Origin of the sequence: Marinobacter sp. EVN1 (assembly GCF_000475375.1) — a bacterium.
Taxonomy (GTDB): Bacteria; Pseudomonadota; Gammaproteobacteria; order Pseudomonadales; family Oleiphilaceae; genus Marinobacter; species Marinobacter nauticus.
This window is the reverse complement of record NZ_AXCB01000045.1, coordinates 113,670-135,432: the sequence shown is the minus strand read 5'-3', so window position 1 is coordinate 135,432 and position 21,763 is coordinate 113,670. Positions and strand designations below refer to the sequence as shown.

Below are 21,763 nucleotides of genomic sequence, written 5' to 3'. Positions count from 1 at the left end.
TTCTGCTGCTCTCCCGTGATCTGAATCCCGAATCCGCGCATAATACTGGTATCACCCAGTCACCACGAATCGGGATACTATGGATTCCATCACACAGGCCGCCCTTGGCGCTTCCATTGCGGGGGCTGTTGCCGGCAAAACCCTGGGACGATCGGTCCTTCTGACCGGCGCACTGCTCGGCACATTACCCGACCTGGATGTGGTCATTGACTATGGCACAGCCGTTGCCAACTTTACCCAGCACCGGGGGTTCAGCCACTCCCTGTTTATTCTGGCCCCCTTGTCGCTGCTCATCGCCTGGGTGCTGTGGCGCTGGAAACCGCTCATTTCCTATCAGCGATGGCTGGCACTGGTTGGCCTGATACTGATAACGCACCCATTACTGGATGCCTTTACCACCTACGGCACCCAGCTGTTCTGGCCCATCGGCCCACCTGTGGCGATCAACAGTATCTTTATTATTGATCCGCTCTATACCTTGCCACTACTGGCGGGTTGTCTGGCCTTTCTGTATCGCCCACCGGCGTCAAGAACCGTTGCCGCCGGACTGCTTCTTTCCAGCCTTTATCTCGGCTGGACCCTGATTGCACAACAGATCATCACCGATCGGGTGCGACCGGCGCTGGCGAACGCCGGTATGGAGCAGGCGGCCCTGATGGTTCAACCCATGCCATTCAACACCGTTCTGTGGCGTGCCACAGCGGTCAGTGCCGGGCAAAGAATCGAAGTAGTGACCGGTTTCCTCGATGCCAGCGACGAGCTGGTACTGGAACGCTTCCCGCGGCAACCAGAGCTTGCCCGCCTTGTCGCCGAGCTGCCGGAAGCCCGGCGACTTGAATGGTTTACCGGTGGTTTTCTGGACTACCAGAAGAACGGGACTCAGATAACCGCAACAGATATCCGGCTGGGCATACCGGGCGCTCACCCTTTCACCTTCATCCTGGCGGAAACTGCCGGAGACGGACTGCAGCCACTGGCCAGCGATCGCCTGCCCCGCCCTGCGCTGAACCGGGCCGCCCTGCCCCTGTTGTGGAATCGAATGACCGGCCAGGAACCGGTATTGTGCCTGGCCACGCTGTCTGCTCCCAACCACGGGAACTCCTGCTAATGAGGCTGGATCAATATCTGAGCAACGGTACAGAGCTTTCCCGCAAAGAGGCGAAAAAGGTCGTGTCAGCGGGACGAGTGAAGGTGGATGGCGAAACCTGCCGGCAGGCCAATCGCCAGGTGGAGGCCGAACAGTCCGTTCATCTTGATGGAAAACCGGTTAACCCACCCGGCGATATCTACCTGATGATGCATAAACCCGCCGGAGTGCTCAGTGCCACCACCGACAGCAGCCAGCCAACGGCACTCGACCTGCTGCCCCGCGGCCTGGCCAGTCGGGTTCATATCGCCGGGCGGCTGGACAAGGACACCACTGGCTTGCTGTTGCTGACCAGTGATGGCCAATGGTCCCACGCGGTCACATCCCCCCGGCGGGAATGCCGCAAAAGCTATCGGGTCTGGCTGGCTGAGGCTATCCCGGAACAGGCCTGCCGGGCACTTGAGAAGGGAGTCATGCTGAACGGTGAAACCACAGAGACCAGACCCGCCGAAGTTCGTGTACACAACAACCAGCTGATCGACCTGACCATCGGCGAGGGCCGTTACCACCAGGTCAAACGGATGCTGGCGGCGGTTGGCAATCGTGTTGAGGCCCTGCACCGTTTCCGTATCGGCAGCATTGAACTGGATGATAAGCTGGCGCCCGGAGAATTCCGGGCTCTGACCTCTCAGGAAATCCGCTCAGTAACAGAGTGAAGGCCTCGGCCTAGGCACGCTCGAACCGCTGGGCTGCCAGATTTTTCCGCACTGAACCTGCTTCAAACACCTCGCCGTTCATGGCGATGTAGACCCCCGCCGGTAACAGCGACACCGCGGCCCAGGCAAAGCCGATGTTGAAGATAGCGTCGGTGCGCCGCATACGCGCGGGCTGCATGGCACCGGTCAACACAATCGTGCGATCGGCTACCGATTTCAGTGCCTCGGCGGTCTGCGCCATGGTATCGGTGCCATGGGTAATCAGGATACGCTGGCAGGCCGAAGCCTTGACCGCTTCCAGAATGGCCTGACGGTCCTCATCGGTCAGTTCCAGGCTGTCCTTCCGCATCAGGGGACGAATCTCGTAGCCGTCGTGGATGTTGGATTCCGTCAACAGTTCCGGTAACAGGCTGTCACCGATTTCAAACTTGCTGTTGGCATCAAAATAGACCTTATCGATGGTGCCACCGGTGGTCAGTATCTCAATCATGGCCTGAACTGTTCCTTTATTGTGAGGACGCTGTGGTGGCCCGAGACTGCTTCGCCTCTGCCGCCATCAGAACTGCATTCTTTTCCTGTGCATAACGCTTCGCGGCCGATGCCACCGAGCCTGGCTGGCCGGTGGCAAGCCAGCGTTTGATTCGGCCGGCATCGCCCATCGGAGAACGGGTACCCAGGGAGTCCAGCAAAACCGTGATTACCGGTGTTCCGTTCATCTCAGAGACCATCACCAGACAACGCCCCGCCTCTGTGAGGTATCCGGTTTTACTCAGGCTCACGCCCCAGCTGTCCCGGTGCACCAACGCATTGGTATTGCCAAACGACAGGCTGTACCGGGGTTTCCGGAATTCGGCCCGGTAGTATCCGGTGGTAGAGGCCTCACGAATCTCAGGATGCTTGAGCGCAGCACGTGCCAGGATCACCAGATCGGCGGCCGTGGACACGTTGTCGGTAGAGAGACCGGTCGGGTCAACAAATCGGGTCTGGAGCATCCCCAGAGCTTTTGCCTTGGCATTCATCGCGGCAACAAAACCGTCGAAGCCACCCGGATAGACACGCGCCAGAGTGTAGGCAGCAAAGTTCTCGGATGACATCAGGGCAATCCGCAGCACATCCCGGCGCCGAAGCTGAGAGCCCACCCGAATGCGGCTCCAGGCGTTCGCGGCAGCCTCGACATGACGCTCCTCGAACGTCAGCCACTCGTCCATATCCTGTCCCGATTCCACCACCACGAGTGCCGTCATCAGCTTGGTGATCGACGCCACCGGTACCGGGCGATCGGCGTGCTTACCGAACAGCAGGCCCTCTTTGCCAACTTCGGCCGCCGCTGCCTGCACCGACGCCAGGTTCGGCGCCCGCTCCGGACTGGCGAGGCTCTGGCCGGACACCGCCAGGAAAAAGACGACAACAGTGACAAACACGGAATAACGCATGGTGAACTACCTGCCTCTCAGGCCTTAACAAGGAATGGGTCAATAGCGCGAACTATATCAGCGCAGACGGGCCGAACGCAGGTCTCATTTTCAATCATGCGTTTTAAACAGCAAATGCAAAAAATCTTAAATTCCTGTAAAATATTAATCAAATCAATTCGTTACATCTCGTTAATCATTGTAACCAGAGTGTAACGGTGCCGCTTTCCAGTTTCAGGATGCGTTCAGGATGGACTCTCCGTCGCTCGGCCAGACTCTCTCCAGGGAAACCCGCTCGGACAGATTACCGGCGTGGCTGCACCAGTCGTTCCCGTTTGTTATCCTTCTCCTGGCCATTACCTATGGACTTGCGACGACCTTCTGGCAGGATCCGCCGACTCTTTCGGTCAATCCTTCGGTGCAGACCGACAGCGCCACAAACGGCCCTCGCATCGCTGGCCAGATCGAATATCTGATCCACCCCCTGGGCAAGGTACTGCAAGACAGACTCTGGCAATCCGAAGTCTGGAGCCGGACGGATACCCGCTATTCCGGAATCGGCTATCCCTACAAACCCGCAACTTTCCGGCTGACACTCGAAAACCCGACGTCAGAACCTGCGAACAGCCAGGTGACAGTACCTGCACCTTACCTGGACCACCTGCAACCTGCCCTGATTCACCCGGACGGAAGCATCGAACACCTACCCGCCATGGGCGACCGATACCCCTTCGATCAACGATTCCTGGCGCTACCGCAGTGGGTCTGGCCGGTCACGCTGCAACCGGGCACCACCACCCTGCTGATGGAAGTGCAGAATCACGGCCCGGTACTGTTGCCGGTCATTCTGTCAGACAGCGCCGAGGCTCTCGGTGCCGGCACCGCCATCACCGCCTGGAAATCCTTTGTCACCGGCCTGCTGGTGTTTGCACTCTTACTCAACCTGAGCATAGTGGCCAAGCTCCGCCGACCGGGCCTGGCCTGGCTGAGCGTGCTGATGATCAGTGTTATCTACAGCCAGCTGGTGATGGACGGCCTGGGCCTGTGGCTGATCTGGCCGGCACTGCCAGAGCTCAATGCCCTGCTCAGCATCAGTCTGCCGCTGTGCCAGATCGCGCTTTGCGAATTCACCCCACACTTCCTCCAACTGACCCGCACTGAAGCCCGGATACTCCGGGCCTTCAGCCTTCTTGCCGGAGCGCACCTGCTGGCAGCGCCTCTTGGGTTTCAACTCCTGGGTCAACATGCCTTCCTGATGAGCAGTGCCGTCGGCGGGCTGTTCATCTTTGCCCTGAGCCTGCGCCAGCTGAACAGCCACGTTTACGCCCGTTACTATGCCCTGTCGGTACTGGCGATCGTGATCGGGGCTGTCACGTCATCACTTCGCACTGTTGGCTGGTTGCCCGTGAATGCGGTGACCGACTCCGCCTTTTTCCTGGGCGCAGCCACCGGCTCCCTGATCCTGACCAGTGGTGTGGGTAAACTGCTGCTGGAAGAACGCAAGAAACGTCTGAGCTCAGACATACGTGTGCAGGAGGAACAGAAACTCCGGGCCAGCATTGAGCGTGATTATGACCGTTTGCTGAAAACCCACAGAGTAACCGGCAAGCCAAACAGGCCCATGCTGGAGGAAACCCTGGGCGCTCTTGACTGCCACAAAACGCCCTACACCCTGTGCATGATTCGCCTGGCCCGGTTCAATGAACTGGAACAGGCCCTGGGCTACCGAGCAGCCGAAGAACTCCTGAAGCAGTACCTGCGGCAACTCAACCGGTATCTCAAGCAAACGGTGGGCGATCAACTGGTGATGATCAACGGTTACAGCGTGGCGACCCTGGACACCGTCAACCATGCCTTTGCCCTGTTGCGCCATCCCGACGAAGCGCTGGAGAGCCAACGCCTGCAGGCCATCAGCCGCTGGTTGTCCGAGAACTTCCGTGAGGGCCGTTTTTCCTTTTCCTGGGCCGCCTCGGTTGGCGTCGCCCACGCCCCGGAACATGCTGCAGAACCGGCCGGCGTACTCGCCTGTGCCGGCTTTGCCTCGCTGGACGAAAGCCTGCCGCTGGTGGTTTATGATCCTGCCATTGCCGAGTGGCAATACCGCCAGCAAATGCTGATGCTGGATGTGGAACAAGCGCTGCGTTCCGGCGAAATGTGGCTGGAGTACCAGCCCAAGATCAACATCCGCGATGGCCGGATTGGCTCACTGGAAGCCCTGATTCGCTGGCAGCACCCGGAATTCGGCAGGATTGCTCCCAGCCAGTGGATTCCCCTGGCCGAAGAAGTGGGGATCATTCACACGGTCACACTCTGGGTTCTGGACCGAGCCTGCAGGGACAGCCATCAGCTTCGTGAACAGTATGGGCGTGATATTACGGTCGCGGTGAACATTTCCGCCAAGGATCTGGCCCACAGTCTGTTCCACGAGGAAGCCGGCGCCATCGTCCGACGACACAAACTGGAGCCGGCCAACGTCAGCCTGGAAATTACCGAAACCGCCATGATGACCGATCCGGAAACGGCCCGCAGCACCATCCGGACCCTGAGCGCGATGGGCTTCCGGATTGCACTGGATGACTTCGGATCCGGCCACTCATCACTTGGCGCCCTGGCACAATTCGAGCTGGATGAGCTGAAAATCGACCGCAGTTTTCTGGAGGGGGTACTGGATTACCCCTCAAGACAGAAAATACTTCGTGCCGCTCTTGAGCTGGGCACAGCCCTGGACCTGGATGTGGTGGTCGAAGGCGTGGAAGACGAAACCATCGCACTCTGGCTGCATCAGTTTCCGGGCTTGCAGGGGCAGGGTTATTACTGGGGCCGCCCGTTCAGCCTGGAACACAAAACCCGTTAGCTGCCGATAATCACCGTTCCACTGCCAACGGTAACGCCCCCGCAGGATACAGCACCGCCGGTAACCGCAGCCGGTTTGCCATTGATCATCACGGTTCCGGAACCGGCCGCAATGGCCCGGGGATGGGGCGGATGCTTGGGCTTTGAATGGGGTTGCAGCGGATCGCCTACCCGGGCAACGGGTTTACCGTCCACGAGAACATCGGGGGAGCCGGCAATCACCGGTGTGGGCGGGAATCCCTGATGGTCCATACCGAGATCGCCCAGCAATACTATCGCCTTACTCATGGATTGATTCCTTTCATCATTGAGTCCTGAGCCACCATCCTATACCGAAATCCGCACGGACCCAAGTCCCGCACCAGCTCAGTGCATGCTAAAAGATGCAGATACGACTGACCTGCATCAAGGGGGCTGACGGCGGTCCGTTTTACACTTCCTTCACACTTATCAGCCATGGAGGCCGTCATGTCATCGCCCACTGAACCCGTTCAGGCGCCCAACGAGGCAACACCAGGCTCAGCCTTCCATTGCTGGCAGCAGGGCTATGGCGTTATCCGGCACTCCGAACAGACCTCCGCCAGAGTCCGGGAACTCGCTGGAAAACTGGTTAGTGCCGGGCACCAACCGGATGAAGATACGGTGTACCGGAAGCTGATCGCCCTGGACCGGCTCACCAGCGCCGGCCTGTGGCTGGTGGTGCACATGACCTATTGCAACCGGGTGGACATTGCCGGCGCCCCCCTGGTCGCCCAGGATTTCAAGGCTTCGCCGGAAGGCCATACCGGAGGCGCCCTGAACATGGTGCCTGCCTACGCGGCCTACCTGGCCCTCAACAACCTGACCGGAAAAACCCGCAGCTGGCTGATGGGACAAGGGCATTGTGTGGCCGCCGTGGATGCACTCAACGTTCTGACCGGCAATCTGCATCCCGAGCAACGCGCCCGTTACCTGGCGCCTGAGGGACTATCTCGACTGGCCTCCGACTTCTACAGCTATCGCCAGAAACCGGATGGCACGATGGCGGCGCCCCTCGGTAGCCACGTGAACCCCCATACCGCCGGGGGCATTATCGAAGGTGGCTACCTTGGGTTTGCCGAGCTGCAATACGCTCATATGCCTCTGCCCGGTGAATCCCTGGTGGCCTTCCTTTCCGACGGAGCCGCTGAAGAACAGCGCGGCAGTGACTGGATACCCCGGTGGTGGCGGGCCGAGGACTGCGGACTGGTCTTGCCGGTGATGATTGCCAATGGCCGTCGCATTGAACAACGAACCGAGCTTGGTACCCGAGAGGGTCTGGAACGGTTTGAGCAGCACCTGCAACACCGGGGCTTTGACCCGGTACGATTTGACGGCCGTGATCCCGCGGCTTTCGTCTGTGCCATGTACGACATGGAGCAGGCACTAGCAGCCCATGGCACTGCTGCGCAACAAGGTGAGATCAGCTACCCGGTTCGCATACCCTACGGTATCGCAGAGACCGTGAAAGGCTATGGTTTCTATGGCGCCGGAGAAAACGCAGCTCACAATCTGCCTCTGCCCGGCAATCCTCGTATGGATGCCATATCCCGGGAGCTGTTCAATGAGTACGCAACACCGCTATGGGTAAAGCCGCAGGAGCTGAACCTGGCGGTATCCGAGCTGAATGAACACAGCCAACAGGGCCGGCCACTGGAGCGGGATCACCCGCTGGCGCTTCGCCGCCCCTCGGAACCTGCCATTCCGGTTTTGCCCTGGGCTCAGAACAAATGCTCACCCATGACTGCCGTTGATGAATTCTTCAAGGCTCTGGTCGCGGACAACCCGGAACTCCGGCCCCGGGTCGGCAACCCGGACGAACTCGCCAGCAATCGACTCAAAGGCGTGCTCGACAGCCTCAAGCACCGCGTGAACGACCCGGAGAACGAGGCCGAGTCAGTACACGGCAAGATCATTACGGCACTGAATGAAGAGGCGGTCGTCTCTGCCTGCCTGGCCAACAAAGCGGGATTGAATCTGGTGGCCAGCTACGAAGCCTTCTGCGTGAAAATGCTCGGCGCTATCCGGCAGGAGTTGATCTTCGCCCGACATCAGAAAGAAGTGGGCCGGCCACCGCAATGGCTGGGACTGCCAGTGATTGCCACCTCGCACACATGGGAAAACGGCAAGAACGAGCAATCCCACCAGGACACCAGCTTCTGTGAGGCTTTACTGGGAGAAATGAGCGATGTCTCCCGGGTGATTTTCCCGGCTGACTACAACAGCGCTCTGGCGATTCTGCCATCGGTTTACCGGGAGCGGGGCCGCATCAGTTGCCTCGTTATCCCGAAACGGGAGCGCCCGTGCGTCTTCAACGGCAGCGAAGCCGAAGCACTGGCAAAACACGGCGCACTGGTGGTGGACGAGGATACCTCGGCTGGCGAAGAACCCCTGCTGCTGATTGCCAATGGCGCCTATCAGCTTTCCGAGGCCATACGGGCTTGCGAGCGTCTGCGCGAGACCGGCACACCGTTCCGGCTGGTCTATCTGCAGGAACCCGGGCGCTTCCGTCAACCCCGGGATCCGATGGAAGCCACCTCCTGCCTGACCGAGTTTGAGCGGGAGCGTCTGTTCCCCCATCGCATGCACCGACGGGTTGCCCTGACTCATATGCGGCCGGAAGTGTTTCGCGGACACCTGCACACGCTGTTCCCGCAGCCCGGCCATTCCCGGGTACTGGGCTACATCAATCGGGGTGGTACCCTGAATGAAGCGGGCATGCTGTTCGCCAACCGTTGCTCATGGGGCCATGCCCTGGCGGCCTGCGCCGAGGTGATGGACAAACCTCCCGGAGAATGGCTCTCCAGCGCCGAACTGGCCGCAGTGGAGGGCCGAGGTGATCCGGGAGTGATTACCCGCGGACTGCCTTGACCCGGTTACGTATCGCAGTTTCCAGTTCCAACACCAGCAGAACCACAACACCAGCCACCACGGAAAACGCCAGTTGCTCCAGGCTCAGGGCCGCAGTGGTAAAGGTGTGCTGGAACCACGGCAGGTAGGTGAACAACAGCTGCAATACCACGACCGCTGCGATCGCTGCCAGCACAACGGGGGTGCCGAGCACCCCCCGCAGAGTAATCGAGGCACTGTCGAGATAACGCACCGCAAACAGGTAGAAGACCTCCATCGCCACCAGGGTGTTGACCGCCAGAGTGCTGGCCAGCACCGGGTCCTGATGACGATGCATGACCCAGAACCAGGCCGCGAAGATACCCACCAGAAACAGCAGGGATACAAACGCCACCCGCCAGACCACAAATCCCTGCAGCAAGGACTCGTCCCGTGGTCTGGGAGGTTGCCGCATGACTCCGGGCTCGGGCGGCTCAAACGCCAGGGTCATGGCCAGCAGCACCGAGCTGACCATATTCACCCAGAGAATCTGCAAGGCGGAAATGGGCAACGTGAGCCCCAGTAACAAGGCGGTGATCAGACTGACGGATTCCCCCCCGTTAATCGGAAGCATGAAGGCAATGCCCTTACGCAGGTTCGTGTAAACCGTGCGCCCTTCCCTGACAGCCGCAGCAATGCTGGCGAAGTTATCATCCAGCAGCACCACCGATGACGCCTGCCGGGCCGCTTCCGAGCCCTTTACACCCATGGCAATGCCAACATCCGCCCGCTTCAGTGCCGGGGCATCGTTGACGCCATCACCGGTCATGGCCACCACACCATGCAGTGCCTGCAGCGCTTTCACTAACCTGAGTTTGTGCTCGGGGCTGGTGCGGGCAAACACATCCACCTCTCCGGCCAGACTCCGGAGCTGATCTTCATCCAGGTCATCAAGCTCTTTGCCGGTCAGTACCCGGTCGGCATTACGCAGCCCGAGTTTTCGGGCAATGGCACCGGCCGTCAGTGCGTGGTCGCCGGTAATCATCTTCACCCGAATACCGGCATCGTGGCACTCTTTGATAGCGCGGATAGCCTCCTGCCGGGGCGGATCCAGCAAGCCCACCACCCCCAGCAATTCAGCGCCCTGTTCCAGCTCTTCCAGCACCAGTTCCCGGCTGCCTTTCGCCATTGGCCTGCGCGCCAGTGCCAGCACCCTCAGGCCTTCGGAAGCCATTTCCGTGATGATCCGTTCCCAGTGCTCGGTGCTCAGCGGCTCCGTTCCACCGTCGGTGGATACCTGGTGCGCACACATGGCCAGAATCCGTTCCGGAGCGCCTTTGAGATAGGCGATACCGTGACCGTGGTGGTCGTGATGCAATGTGGCCATGAACCGTATGCGGGTATCGAAGGGAACCTCATCAACCCGCGGCCAGGCGGAGGCACTGTTCACATGATCAAATTCCGCCTTGCCGGCAAACACTTTCAGCGCGGCTTCCATGGGGTCCCCATGAATAGAAGGCTGCCCGTCTTTGCCAATAATGCTGGCGTCGTTACACAGTGCCGCCGCCCGGGCAAGCTCAGCCAGCACCCCATCGCCGGTGACCGGCCGACCCTCCCGGCAGACCATACCATCGCTACCATAACCTTCGCCGGTAATCTCATAGCGCTCACCGGAGGTCACAGCGGTAGTCACCATCATTTCGTTACGGGTGAGCGTGCCGGTTTTGTCAGAGCAAATGACTGAAACCGCGCCCAGGGTTTCGATCACCGGCATCCGGCGTACCACCGCCTTGCGACGCGCCATCTGGCGCACACCAATGGCAAGGGTAATGGTGAGAATGGCAGGCAAGCCTTCAGGAATGGCTGCCACCGTCAGGCCCACCACCGCCATGAACAACTCCCGGAATTCCAGGCCACTGAACACCAGACCGCCAAAGAAGATGAGAATGCCGGTCGCGATGACAATCAGAGAAAGCCCCCGCGCAAACCGGTCCATCTGTTCCAGCAGCGGAGTTTTAAGACTGGTGGTATCAGCCAGCAGGCCGGAAATGCGGCCGATTTCGGTATGCATACCGGTACGTACGACAACGCCCCGGGCGGTGCCCGTGGCCACCATGGTGCCGGAGAACGCCATGCCAGTCTGGTCGCCGAGGGCCGACTGCTCGTCCACCGGATCGGGGAACTTGTCCACCGCCTCGGATTCGCCCGTCAGGATAGCTTCCTCAATCTTGAGGTTGTTGGTTTTTTCCAGGCGAAGATCGGCGGGCACACGGTCACCAGCCTCCAACAGCACGGTATCACCAGGTACCAGCTCGCCGGCATCCACCTGATGCTGGCCGCCGGCCCTGACAATGCGGGCGCGGGGAGCCAGCATATGACGGATAGCGGACAATGCCTGCTCGGCCCGACCTTCCTGGATGAAGCCGACCAGGGTCTGGACAATCACCACCGCCAGAATCACCCCGGCGTCGACCCAGTGTCCGAGAGCACCGGTGATGGCCGCTGCGGTCAGCAGTACATAAATCAGGAAATTACGTAACTGGCGACCGAGCCGGGCCAGGGGGCCGGACGTCCTACCCTCTGGCAACTGGTTGGGACCAAACCTCTCATACCTGGCCCGCGCACTTTCGTCGGTCAAAGGCTCCGGCGCTTCCAGAAGAACCCGCGACTGTTCTGCGGCCAGGGCATGCCAGGCCTGAGACTGTGCGCCCCCGGCCACTGTCCGCTTTGAACCTGGCGTGCTGACTTCTGACATATCCCTGCTCCCTGCCTAAGGTCTGGGTCAACTACACAGGATTCTGCCGATACCGCCAATGCGCCAGGTCAAACCGAAGGCTGGTATAGCCGCGCCCGGTTGGCTATACCGGATCGACCGTTCGGTTCCCGGCACCCGGCAAGGTCTTCCGCGCCGCAGACCGACTGTTATCAACCGTATATTCCCGGCTCTTGACGGTATCCACGAAATACCAGTTAGCCAGGGCTTCGTCCTGAGTGAAAGTAACCACCATATAACCACGTTGATTGATGTTCAGGTAGTCCAGGCCATCCACCAGCAGGCCAATGCCCTGCTCCGCATCGGCAATTAGGGCATCAGGCAGTCCCAGATAGTCCTCCAGTCCGGGAGAAGACACCGAGGCGGTGGCAAATTCCACACCCACCTGGTTGCCATTCATATCCTTCAGATTATTGGCCCAGGCGTTATGGGTATCTCCGGCCAGCACCACCAGGTTTTTGTCCAATTGCCGCGCCATGCCAAGAACAACTTCTCTTTCTGCCTGATAGCCGTCCCAGGCATCGAGATTGTAGGGCGCGGCCGTGCTGATTCGGCTCAGTTCCTGCTCGGTGAGTGTGGGGTCGCCCTGCAGGGCTCGGAATTTGATAGTCGCGAGTTCCGCCAGGGCTTGCGGCAGTTCCGAAACGTTCCCCGTGGCAATACCCAGCAACAATTCCGCAGGCAAATCCATACGCCCCATCAACACCTGCTGCCCCAGCACCTGCCATCGCCCGGACGACGTGGCCAGCTTGTTCTGCAACCATAAACGCTGTTCAGCACCCAGCAGTGTCCGGTTTGGATCAGTCACATCGGCCATGAATTGCTGTGCATTCAGCCCGCTTTCACTCAGATAATTCAGGTAATCCAGCTGCTGATCGCGCCCGATAATGCGCGTATCCAGCATATGCAGATCCACCAGATCGCCAAAACGGAAGCTGCGATAGATGGCCTCGTCATTACCTTCGATCACCGGTCGGATCGGCATCCACTCGAAGAAGGCCTGCAGCGCCGACAGCTTGCGCTGATTAAAGTCGCCTTCAGAGTCATCGTGATTCTCAGCACCGTTACGCCAGGTATCGTTAGCCACTTCATGGTCGTCCCACACCACAATGAACGGCAACCGCTGATGGGCCAGCTGCAGATCCGGATCCTGCCGGTAAATAGCATACCGGCGGCGATAATCGGCCAGTGTCAGCAACTCCCGGTTATTGTTTTCCGGGAAGGTCCGGCCCAAAGCCCGGGCATCTTCCGAGGCATAGCTGTCCGGGTCACTGCTGTACTCATAGATATAGTCGCCCAGATGAATCACAGCATCCAGGTCCGCCTGTTTTGCCACTTCCCGGTATACGTGAAAGTAACCGGCCGGGTAGTTGGAGCAGGAAACCACAGCCAGTCGCACCTGCTCTACCGATCCTTCCGGCAAGGTAGTCGCGGCACCTACGGGAGAAGTGGCACCCGAGGAGCGGAAACGGTAATAGTAACGCTGGCCCGGCATCAGCCCCTGGGCATCCACCTTGATGGTGAAATCATGGGCTTCGGTGGTTTCGGCGGTTCCTGAGCGCACCACCGAGGCAAACTCCGCATCGGTGGCGATTTCCCAACCGACTTTCACCTTGCTGCCACGCTCGGGCACGGCCCGGGTCCAGAGGATAACGCTGTCCTGTAGCGGATCACCACTGGCCACACCATGGGTAAAATCAACCCGCCGTTTGTCGTCGCTATCCAGCACACACCCCGCCAGGCCGGTGGAAATCGCCACCGCCCCCATACCCAGTGCCGATGCTTTCAGAAAATCCCGTCTCGTCAGTCTAGCCATTGTCCACCCCTGTCATGTTCGTCATATGCTTTTTATCGTGCCCGGAAACCAAAACCGGTTGGCCTGAAAAGCTAGACCAGAGATATGAAGAACGCGTTGCCGGATTGCGACAAGGCTGTGGCAAATTCCGACAGGTGCATCGCAAGCAGACGGCAGTCACAAAAAACGGGAGCCGAAGCTCCCGTTTTGACCGAGTGAATAACGTGTCTGGCTAGCCGCTGACGAACACCGGCCCGAGCCCCAGATTCCAGAGAATGACCGAACCGACTCGGGTGGATACCAGGATCACCAGTGCCACCGTGAGTAGAGCCCCTCCGTACATGACCGCCCGCTCCTTTTCGATGCCCATGACGATCGGTAAGCCGTCGTACATCAGCCAGGCGCCGTAACAGGCCGCTGCCAGAAACACCACAGCATTGAACCAGGGCACCGGGTACAGCAGCGCAAAACCGGCCAGGAACAGTGGCGTACAGGAATAGGCTGCCAGGGCAATACCGTTAGACGGCACGTGCTCTTCCTTGGCGCCATAGGTTTTCGCCATCCAGTTAATGGCGTACCCGAGGGCGAAGACCCCCACCAGCATGGCGAGGTAGGTCAGAACGCTCATCTGGAGCGCACTGATTTCGGTGAGCTTGATCAGCCGTTCGCTACCGATAGACCAACCAAAATGGGCCGTCGAGATGTAAGCGCAGATTGGCGCTATGGCCGCCAGAATGACGACGTACGCCACATAAAGACGAGTTGGATGTTCGTGTTCTTTCTTGATGGATACCCACTCATCATCCGGGTGGGTGAAGAGACCAAACGCATGGGACAGAAGCATAAACCACCCCCTTTATTGCTGTTGTTGGTATGGGTGGATACGGTGCCCGAACCATTTCGGACTTAAAACCGTTCCTGTTCTTAACTATAGTCAAGAATCAGATTCGGGAAAGCCGGCATTGATTCTCTTTACTTATCAGATCTGGCCTATAAGACCGTTTTGTTCTGAGAAAAGGACACGCCAGTGAGTCTGGATCGATTTTCTGGCTGCCAACGTAATCATGGAAGTGTCACCAATCCTGGCAAGGAGTAAAAAACGCGATGATCCGTATCAGAACCGCAGTACCCACAGCAATCCTCTCCCTTTTTATGACCAGCACACAGGCGCTTGCAGAAATGCAGACCGAAACCATTGAATACACCGTAGACGGCCAAACCTTCACCGGCTACCTGGCCTGGGACGACGAGTTCAACCAGAAACGCCCCGGCGTGCTGGTGGTACACGAATGGTGGGGCCACAATGACTTTGCCCGGGAGCAGGCGGAAAAGTTGGCAGCCTCCGGCTATACCGCCTTCGCACTGGATATGTATGGCTCCGGCAAACAGGCCGACCATCCGGATACCGCCCAGAAGTTCATGCAAGAAGCCACAAGCAACATGGAGCAGGTTAAAGCCCGCTTCCTGAAAGCCAAGGAACTTCTGCAGAACCATGACAGCGTTGACCTAGACCGTATTGCTGCCCAGGGCTATTGCTTCGGTGGTGCCGTGGTCCTGAACATGGCTCGTATGGGCGTGGATCTGGATGGCGTAGTCAGCTACCACGGTGCCTTGGGCAGCCCGCTGCAGGCCGAAGCTGGCGCTGTGAAAGCAAAAGTGCAGGTTTACACAGGCGGCGCAGATGACATGGTTCCCTCGGAACAGGTGGCCGGGCTGGTTCGGGAAATGCAGAATGCCGAAGTGGATCTGACGCTGGTCAGCTTTCCCGGCGTGAAACATTCCTTCACCAATCCCAATGCCGATAAGGTGGCCGAACAGTTCGGCATGCCAATCGCCTATGATGAAGCAGCTGCGCGGCGCTCATGGCAGGGCACCATGCGTTTTTACGAGGAAATTTTCGGGGAATAAACAGGCAACAAAAAAGGCAGCCTCGGCTGCCTTTTTTGGGTTATTGCTGAATCCTCAGGGGATTACAGAGCAACAACGTTCTCCGCCTGAGGACCTTTCTGGCCCTGAGTTACGGTGAACTCGACCTGCTGGCCTTCGGCCAGGGTCTTGAAACCAGAGCCCTGAATGGCGCTGTAGTGAACGAATACGTCCGGGCCGCCTTCACGAGTGATAAAGCCAAAGCCTTTTGCTTCGTTGAAGAACTTAACAGTACCGGTAGTAGTAGACATACTTAAACTTCCTGAAATCAATCATATTATCTGCTGCCACACACTCATAGGGTGCTGGTCAGCGTGTTACGGAAAAACAGAACTCGCGGGATCAAAAACAGGACGGTCACTACTAACTGCGGAGGTACGTCTTATTCATGAACTGCTTTACTGATTCTTTCCTACGAACCCACTCTACTCTGGAATTTCGGGCTTGCCAAGCGTAATTTCAATAATTTGTGTAGGTAGTGATACCCACAGATTCTGACTGGCCCGCAGGCTTACCCACGCACCAGGGAAAAAGTCAGAAATCCGAGTGCTGTCATCAGGATAGAGCCAACAACATGGGCCAGAATTCCGACCAGGGCCATACCCCACTTGCCTTCCTGAAGGGCGGCGAACATCTCCAGCGAGAAGGTCGAGAAAGTCGTCAGGGCGCCACACAAACCTGTCACCGCAAACAGACGCCATTCCGGCGAAAGCACACTGCTCTGGCTGAAAAAAGCCATCAACACGCCAATCAGCCAGCCACCACTGAGGTTGGCAACCAGTGTGCCCCAGGGAACGGCGTGATAACTGGCGTTAAGCCAGAGCCCAAGCCCCCAGCGCAGGTTGGCGCCTATAACGGCACCAACGCTGACTGCAAGAACCGACCACCACATGCTACCCGGCCGCCTCAGGCCGGGTTGTGGTCGATCAGGGTTTCCCGGTTTCGGGCAAACTCGTCAAACGGGAAATCATCCACGGTGAGCATTTCCAGCACCACCTCTTCATACTGGCGCATGAAGTCGGCTTCTTCCTTGCTGAATACACCGGCCTCCAGGGCGGCCTCAAAACGCTCCTCGGGATGCAGTGCGGTCATCGGCAGTTCGCCCTTGGCGTAAGCCTTGGTGGCCTTCCGATACAGCTGCTCGGCCTTGTCGTAGTCTTTCAACAGACCGTTATAGCGGGCGACGGGATTTTCCACCGTGCCTTCCCCGTCTGTAGTCCAGGCACCAGCCATCAGCTTGTTGCGAACCGGAGTATCGGTGGTGATGGAACGGGCCAGCTTGCGCGCCAGATCATCATGGGGCGCATCCCAACGGCATCCCAGCGGCAGGGTAATAGCTCGCAGAGCCAGTGCCACCGGTCGGTTCGGCAGGTTCTGGAGGAACTCGTCCAGTGCCAGCTCGGTACGATGCAGCAGATAGGCCAGGCTGTACTGCATCAGTTCTTTCTCGCCATCCACCGGCTGGGTTTCGTGCCAGTTCTTCAGCACCATGGAAGCCAGGTACAGATTCGCCAGCATGTCACCCAGGCGTGCCGAAATCAGCTCGCGCATTTTCAGCTCGCCGCCCAGGGTTGTCATGGCCGCATCGGCACACAGGCCGAAGGCAGAGCTGAACCGCGCCAGGGCCTGGGCATACTTGCGGGAGGCACTGTCGAATGGCACATCAGCCTTGCCCAGGCCCAGCGCCTGCGTAAAGGCGCGGGCGGCATTGCCAAAGATTAGCCCGGCATGACCAAAGAACGCCTCATCAAACGCCTTGATATCGTCATTGTCCTTCGCGGCAAGCTCTTTCAGCACATAAGGATGACAACGGATGGCACCCTGACCGAAGATCATCAGGCTGCGGGTCATGATATTGGCGCCTTCAACGGTGATCGACACCGCCGCACCACTGTAACCAATGCCCAGGTAGTTGCGGGGTCCAAGGGTTACGGTTTTACCACCGTGCACATCCATGGCATCGGTGAGGATTTCACGCTGAAATTCGGTCAGGTGATACTTGAGGATAGCGGACGGTACCGCCGGCTTCTCGCCCCGATCGATCATGTTAGCGGTGTGATTAACCGCCGCCTGAGCAATGTAGGTTTTAGCCGCAATGCGGGCCAGCGGGGCTTGTACCCCTTCCATCTCCGCCACCGGCGTATTGAACTGGCGGCGAATTCGGGTAAAGCCACCGGCCGTGCCCACAGCATAGGCAGCGGCGCCGGCAGCACCGGACGGCAGGGTGATACAGCGACCCACCGAGAGACACTCAACCAGCATGCGCCAGCCCTGGCCCGCCATTTCCTGGCCACCAATAATATAGTCCAGCGGAATGAACACATCCTTGCCCTTGATCGGGCCGTTCATGAACGGGGACCCGATGGGGCAATGGCGCCGGCCGATTTCCATGCCCTCGGTATCCCGGGGGATCAGCGCACAGGTAATGCCGTAATCTTTGGTGTCCCCCAGCAGCCCGTCCGGGTCAAACATCCGGAACGCCAGCCCGACCACCGTGGCGACTGGCGCCAGCGTAATCCAGCGCTTTTCAAAGTTCAGGCGGATACCCACCACTTCTTTACCATCCACTTCCTGCTTGCAGACAATGCCGGTGTCTGGCAGCGAAGTGGCATCAGAGCCTGCGCGAGGCCCGGTCAGGCCAAAACAGGGGACTTCCCGGCCATCGGCCAGTCTCGGCAGATAATAGTCTTTCTGCTCTTCGGTACCGTACTTCACCAGCAGCTCGCCCGGGCCGAGGGAGTTGGGCACGCCGACTGTGACCATCAGCATTTCGTTGGCGGCCAGCTTCTGCAGCACTGCAGTCTGAGCCTTGGCGGAAAACCCGAGGCCACCGTATTCCTTCGGAATGATCATGCCGAAGAACTTCTCTTTCTTCAGGAAATCCCAGAGCTCCTTGGGTAGATCGGCACGCTCAACCGCCAGATCCCAGGCGTTACACATGGAAATGGCCTGGGTGCACTGGTCGTCGACGAAGGCCTGCTCTTCCTCACTCAGACCGGTGTGGCGGTTAATCAGCAGGTTGTGCCAATCCGGGCGACCGGTGAACAGTTCGCCATCCCAACCAACGGTACCCGCTTCCAGAGCCACTTTCTCAGTGTCTGACACCTTGGGCGCCACCTTCTTGAACATGGCAAACACCCGGGGGGTGAGCCAGCTCTGCCGGAACTGGGGCAAACCCGCAACAGCGGTAACGGCCGCGCCCGCCAGAAGGACAAAAGCAAGCCAGCCAGAGGCCAGAAACAGGGACAGCACACCCACCACAGCCATCACGCCAATGGCGGGTTTGGCACCGGATTCCCGGCGCATCACGTACAGCAGGCCGGCCAGAGCCACCAGAAAAAGAATCAAAGTCATCTCAGGATCTCTCTGTCTTCCATGGATTGGAGTCTCCGGCCAGTGCCGGAGCCCTTTGACTACACTTCGTTACGTTCAACTTACCCTAACAGATGTCTGTTCGCCAGATAATGACCAGTGTTCAGTCGGTTAGCACCATTACGATGTGACAATCACACGGATACCTTCCAGGGCCAGGGACGCATGCTCTACAGCACTGCGGGCGGCATCCAGCTGGGTGCGCAGGAAGTCGATTTCTTCGTTGCGGATGGCCGGGTTCACTTTCTGCAGTGCTTCCAGACGCCGAATCTCCGGCATAAAGCTGTCTTCTACCCTCGCCAGCGCCTGTTCGCGAAGCGGTGACAGATGCGGCTCCGCCAGTGTCTCGACGTGGTCGACCATGGTTTCCACCTCGGCCCGGATTTTCGGCACGATGGCCTGGGCCGTGCGTCGACGGATATTGGAACAAAGCTCATTCAGCCTTTCATGGGGCAGAGCCTTGGACAGATCCCGGCCATTCACATCCACCACCAGGCGCAGGGGCGAAACGGGCAGATACCGAGTCAACTGCAGCGATTCGGGCGCCGGACAATGCACCGCGAATACGGCTTCCAGCAGGAGCGTCCCCGGGGGCAGAGCCTTGACCGAGAGATTGGCCAGGGCAGCCTTGCCCAGACCGGAACTATTCACCGAATCCATCACCCCGGTAACCATCGGGTGCTCCCAGCTCATGAACGCCATATCTTCGCGCTGCAACGCCTGCTGACGATCCCAGGTAACGGTCAGCCCGTCTTCCGGAAGCTCCGCCACCAGGCCGGCCTGGAACTGCTCGCCCGGCTTCAGGATATCCGCATGCTCACTGTGGTCTTCCAGGTCGACGCCGAGGATATCGAAAGCCTGAATCATGTAGTCCCGAACTTCAGCGGCGTTCTCCTCTTCCTCGATCCCGGCGATCAAAGCCTCAGCCTCATCAACACGACAGGAGTTCAGTTCAATCAGCGCATCCCGGCCGTTGTGCAATATGTCTTTCAGACGCGCCGTCTCAGACGCACTGGCCGCCACCAGTGGCTCCAACTGGCTTTCGTCTCCGTCCAGGGCCTGCTGCCACTGGCCCTGAACATGTTCCTGAACAGCAACACCCACGGCGCAGCTCTCGGCAAACGCATTCAGCCCTTCCTGGAACCAGCGGTACTGTACCTCCTGACTGGTGCCCTGAAGATAGGGGATGTGAATACGGATCGCTTCGGTCTGGCCGATCCGATCCAGGCGACCAATGCGCTGTTCCAGCAGATCCGGATTAGCCGGCAGATCAAACAGCACCAGATGGTGGGCAAACTGGAAGTTGCGCCCCTCGCTGCCGATTTCCGAACAGATCAGCGCCTGTGCCCCCTGCTCCGTATCGGCAAAATAGGCCGCGGCCCGGTCGCGCTCAATCAGACTAAGGTGTTCGTGGAAGGCTGCACTGCGAATACCGGCCCGTAACTGCAGATAATGCTCAAGTGCCATGGCCGTGCTGGCTTTGGCACAGATCACCACCACCTTGGCCGGGCGCAGGCTGGCCAGTTTCTTCTCCAGCCAGCTCACCCGGGGATCCTGAGCCAGCCAGTCTTCTTCATCCACTGACTGCTCGGGCGCCAGCCCGGTGACACCGTATTGATGGTGTTCATACAGGTCCGGGCACGGCAGGGGTTCCGGTAACGGCTGTCGCTCCGGGAAGCCCTGAATGGCGGCCCGGGTATTCCGGAACAACACTCGCCCGGTGCCGTGACGATCCAGCAACGCATCAATCACCGCCTGGTGGGCATCATTCCGGGCCAGCAATTCGTCCAGCTCATCTCCCAGCCAACCGGCCAGGGCCTGCCGATCGTCTTTTGAGATAGTATCCGGCGCCTGCTGCAGGCGCCGGACCACCTGATTGATCACTTCATAGTGCTGTTCTTCTTCCCGGAAGGTCTCCAGATTGTGGAACCGGGCCGGGTCGAGCAAGCGCAGGCGGGCAAAGTGGCTGGCCACGCCGATCTGTTCCGGTGTTGCGGTCAGCAGCAGCAGGCCCTGGCTGGCACCGGACAACTGCTCAACCACATCGTATTCCGGGCTGGACTGTTCCGGCGACCAGGCCAGGTGATGAGCTTCGTCCACCACCATCAGATCCCAGCCCGCCGCCACTGCGTCTTTGCGGGCCTTCTCGCTGCGCACCAGGAAGTCGAGGCTACACAGCACTAGCTGGTCAGATTCAAACGGGTTAACCGCATCGTCATCACCAAAAATATGGTTAACCAGAGCGTCGACATCATCTTCTTCGGCCTTGAGGTCGTCGTACCGGGCCTGATCAATAATGGAAAAGCGCAGATTGAAACGCCGCAGCATTTCCACCAGCCACTGGTGGATCAGTGAATCGGGCACCACAATCAGCGCCCGGCGGGCTCGACCGGTCTGCAGCTGATAATGAAGAATCAGACCTGCCTCAATGGTTTTACCCAGACCGACCTCATCGGCCAGCAGAACCCTGGGAGCATGCCGGCGTGCCACTTCGTGGGCAATATAAAGCTGGTGCGGCAGGTGCTGGGTGCGTGCCCCAATCAGCCCCTGGGCCGGCGACGCCCGCAGACGGTCCATGTGCTGAAGGGTGGCGACTCGAAGCCGGAAGGCACCGTTGCGATCAAACTGGCCGGCAAAGAGGCGCTGATGAGGCGCGGAAAAATTCACAGAGCCCGCCAGCTTAACCTCGGAAATCGGCTGAATATTCTCACCGTCATCGGCGTGATACACCAGAACGCCATCGAGATCTTCCACTGCGCGCACGGTATAGCGCTCACCGTCAAAGGTCTCTATTTCCTCGCCCTGTTGATACGCGATCCGTGACAAGGGCGCATTATCGATGGCATAGGTGCGCTCCTCATCGGCAGCGGGGAACCCCAGGGTGACTCTGCGCCCCGAGATGTCCGTTACGATACCCAGACCCAGGGCAGTATCGCTGTGGCTGACCCAACGCTGGCCGATGACAAATTCCGATGTTTCCAA

General features: G+C 59.1%; 15 protein-coding genes. 5 read left to right on the top strand and 10 right to left on the bottom strand.

Going from position 1 to position 21,763, the window contains the following annotated elements; translation table 11 throughout:
- Positions 1-79: 79 nt before the first annotated feature.
- Both Q674_RS35350 and Q674_RS35345 read left to right on the top strand, forming a co-directional pair.
- Entirely contained in the window at positions 80-1,108 is a 1,029-nt protein-coding gene (locus Q674_RS35350) for a metal-dependent hydrolase (protein WP_023009484.1), read from the top strand.
- Entirely contained in the window at positions 1,108-1,803 is a 696-nt protein-coding gene (locus Q674_RS35345; protein WP_023009483.1) for a pseudouridine synthase, read from the top strand. The genes Q674_RS35350 and Q674_RS35345 overlap by 1 nt, the downstream gene beginning before the upstream one ends.
- Positions 1,804-1,813: 10 nt before the next feature.
- Here Q674_RS35345 and Q674_RS35340 read toward each other — a convergent pair whose 3' ends face one another.
- Both Q674_RS35340 and pbpG read right to left on the bottom strand, forming a co-directional pair.
- The gene (locus Q674_RS35340) at positions 1,814-2,293 is read right to left on the bottom strand and encodes an asparaginase domain-containing protein (protein ID WP_011787011.1); all 480 of its coding nucleotides are present in this window, start codon (positions 2,291-2,293) and stop codon (positions 1,814-1,816) included.
- A 16-nt stretch (positions 2,294-2,309) separates the two neighbouring features.
- A complete protein-coding gene (gene pbpG, locus Q674_RS35335) occupies positions 2,310-3,236 on the bottom strand; it encodes a D-alanyl-D-alanine endopeptidase (RefSeq protein ID WP_011787012.1) in 927 nt (308 codons plus the stop codon).
- Positions 3,237-3,465: 229 nt separating this feature from the next.
- Here pbpG and Q674_RS35330 point away from each other — a divergent pair, with 229 nt between their 5' ends.
- Positions 3,466-6,069 (top strand): EAL domain-containing protein, encoded by a 2,604-nt coding sequence (locus tag Q674_RS35330; RefSeq protein WP_023009482.1) that lies wholly within the window; start codon positions 3,466-3,468, stop codon positions 6,067-6,069.
- Here Q674_RS35330 and Q674_RS35325 read toward each other — a convergent pair.
- Entirely contained in the window at positions 6,066-6,356 is a 291-nt protein-coding gene (locus Q674_RS35325) for a type VI secretion system PAAR protein (RefSeq protein ID WP_011787014.1), read from the bottom strand. The genes Q674_RS35330 and Q674_RS35325 overlap by 4 nt on opposite strands.
- A 180-nt stretch (positions 6,357-6,536) precedes the next feature.
- Between Q674_RS35325 and Q674_RS35320 the strand changes: the two genes are divergently transcribed.
- Positions 6,537-8,957, top strand: coding sequence for a D-xylulose 5-phosphate/D-fructose 6-phosphate phosphoketolase (locus Q674_RS35320; RefSeq protein WP_023009481.1), 2,421 nt, complete (start codon positions 6,537-6,539; stop codon positions 8,955-8,957).
- On the opposite strand, the gene Q674_RS35315 is transcribed toward Q674_RS35320, so the two are convergent.
- The 3 genes from Q674_RS35315 to Q674_RS35305 form a co-directional block, all read right to left on the bottom strand.
- The gene (locus Q674_RS35315) at positions 8,938-11,670 is read right to left on the bottom strand and encodes a cation-translocating P-type ATPase (RefSeq protein WP_023009480.1); all 2,733 of its coding nucleotides are present in this window, start codon (positions 11,668-11,670) and stop codon (positions 8,938-8,940) included. The two genes, Q674_RS35320 and Q674_RS35315, sit on opposite strands and share 20 nt — an antisense overlap.
- A 103-nt stretch (positions 11,671-11,773) precedes the next feature.
- The gene (locus Q674_RS35310; protein ID WP_023009479.1) at positions 11,774-13,504 is read right to left on the bottom strand and encodes an alkaline phosphatase D family protein; all 1,731 of its coding nucleotides are present in this window, start codon (positions 13,502-13,504) and stop codon (positions 11,774-11,776) included.
- A 211-nt stretch (positions 13,505-13,715) separates the two neighbouring features.
- Positions 13,716-14,327, bottom strand: a complete 612-nt coding sequence (locus Q674_RS35305; protein ID WP_023009478.1) for a Yip1 family protein — start codon at positions 14,325-14,327, stop codon at positions 13,716-13,718.
- A 260-nt stretch (positions 14,328-14,587) separates the two neighbouring features.
- On the opposite strand from Q674_RS35305, the gene Q674_RS35300 reads away from it, so the two are divergent.
- Entirely contained in the window at positions 14,588-15,391 is an 804-nt protein-coding gene (locus tag Q674_RS35300) for a dienelactone hydrolase family protein (protein ID WP_023009477.1), read from the top strand.
- 62 nt (positions 15,392-15,453) lie between these two features.
- Here the strand turns inward: Q674_RS35300 and Q674_RS35295 are convergent, their stop codons facing one another.
- From Q674_RS35295 to rapA, 4 genes are all read right to left on the bottom strand, one after another.
- Positions 15,454-15,660, bottom strand: a complete 207-nt coding sequence (locus Q674_RS35295) for a cold-shock protein (protein WP_008172950.1) — start codon at positions 15,658-15,660, stop codon at positions 15,454-15,456.
- A 260-nt stretch (positions 15,661-15,920) separates the two neighbouring features.
- Positions 15,921-16,301, bottom strand: a complete 381-nt coding sequence (gene crcB, locus Q674_RS35290) for a fluoride efflux transporter CrcB (RefSeq protein WP_011787020.1) — start codon at positions 16,299-16,301, stop codon at positions 15,921-15,923.
- 14 nt (positions 16,302-16,315) lie between these two features.
- Complete coding sequence (locus Q674_RS35285) at positions 16,316-18,763, bottom strand: acyl-CoA dehydrogenase (RefSeq protein ID WP_023009476.1); 2,448 nt, start codon at positions 18,761-18,763, stop codon at positions 16,316-16,318.
- A gap of 138 nt (positions 18,764-18,901) precedes the next feature.
- Positions 18,902-21,763 (bottom strand): RNA polymerase-associated protein RapA, encoded by a 2,862-nt coding sequence (gene rapA, locus Q674_RS35280; protein WP_023009475.1) that lies wholly within the window; start codon positions 21,761-21,763, stop codon positions 18,902-18,904.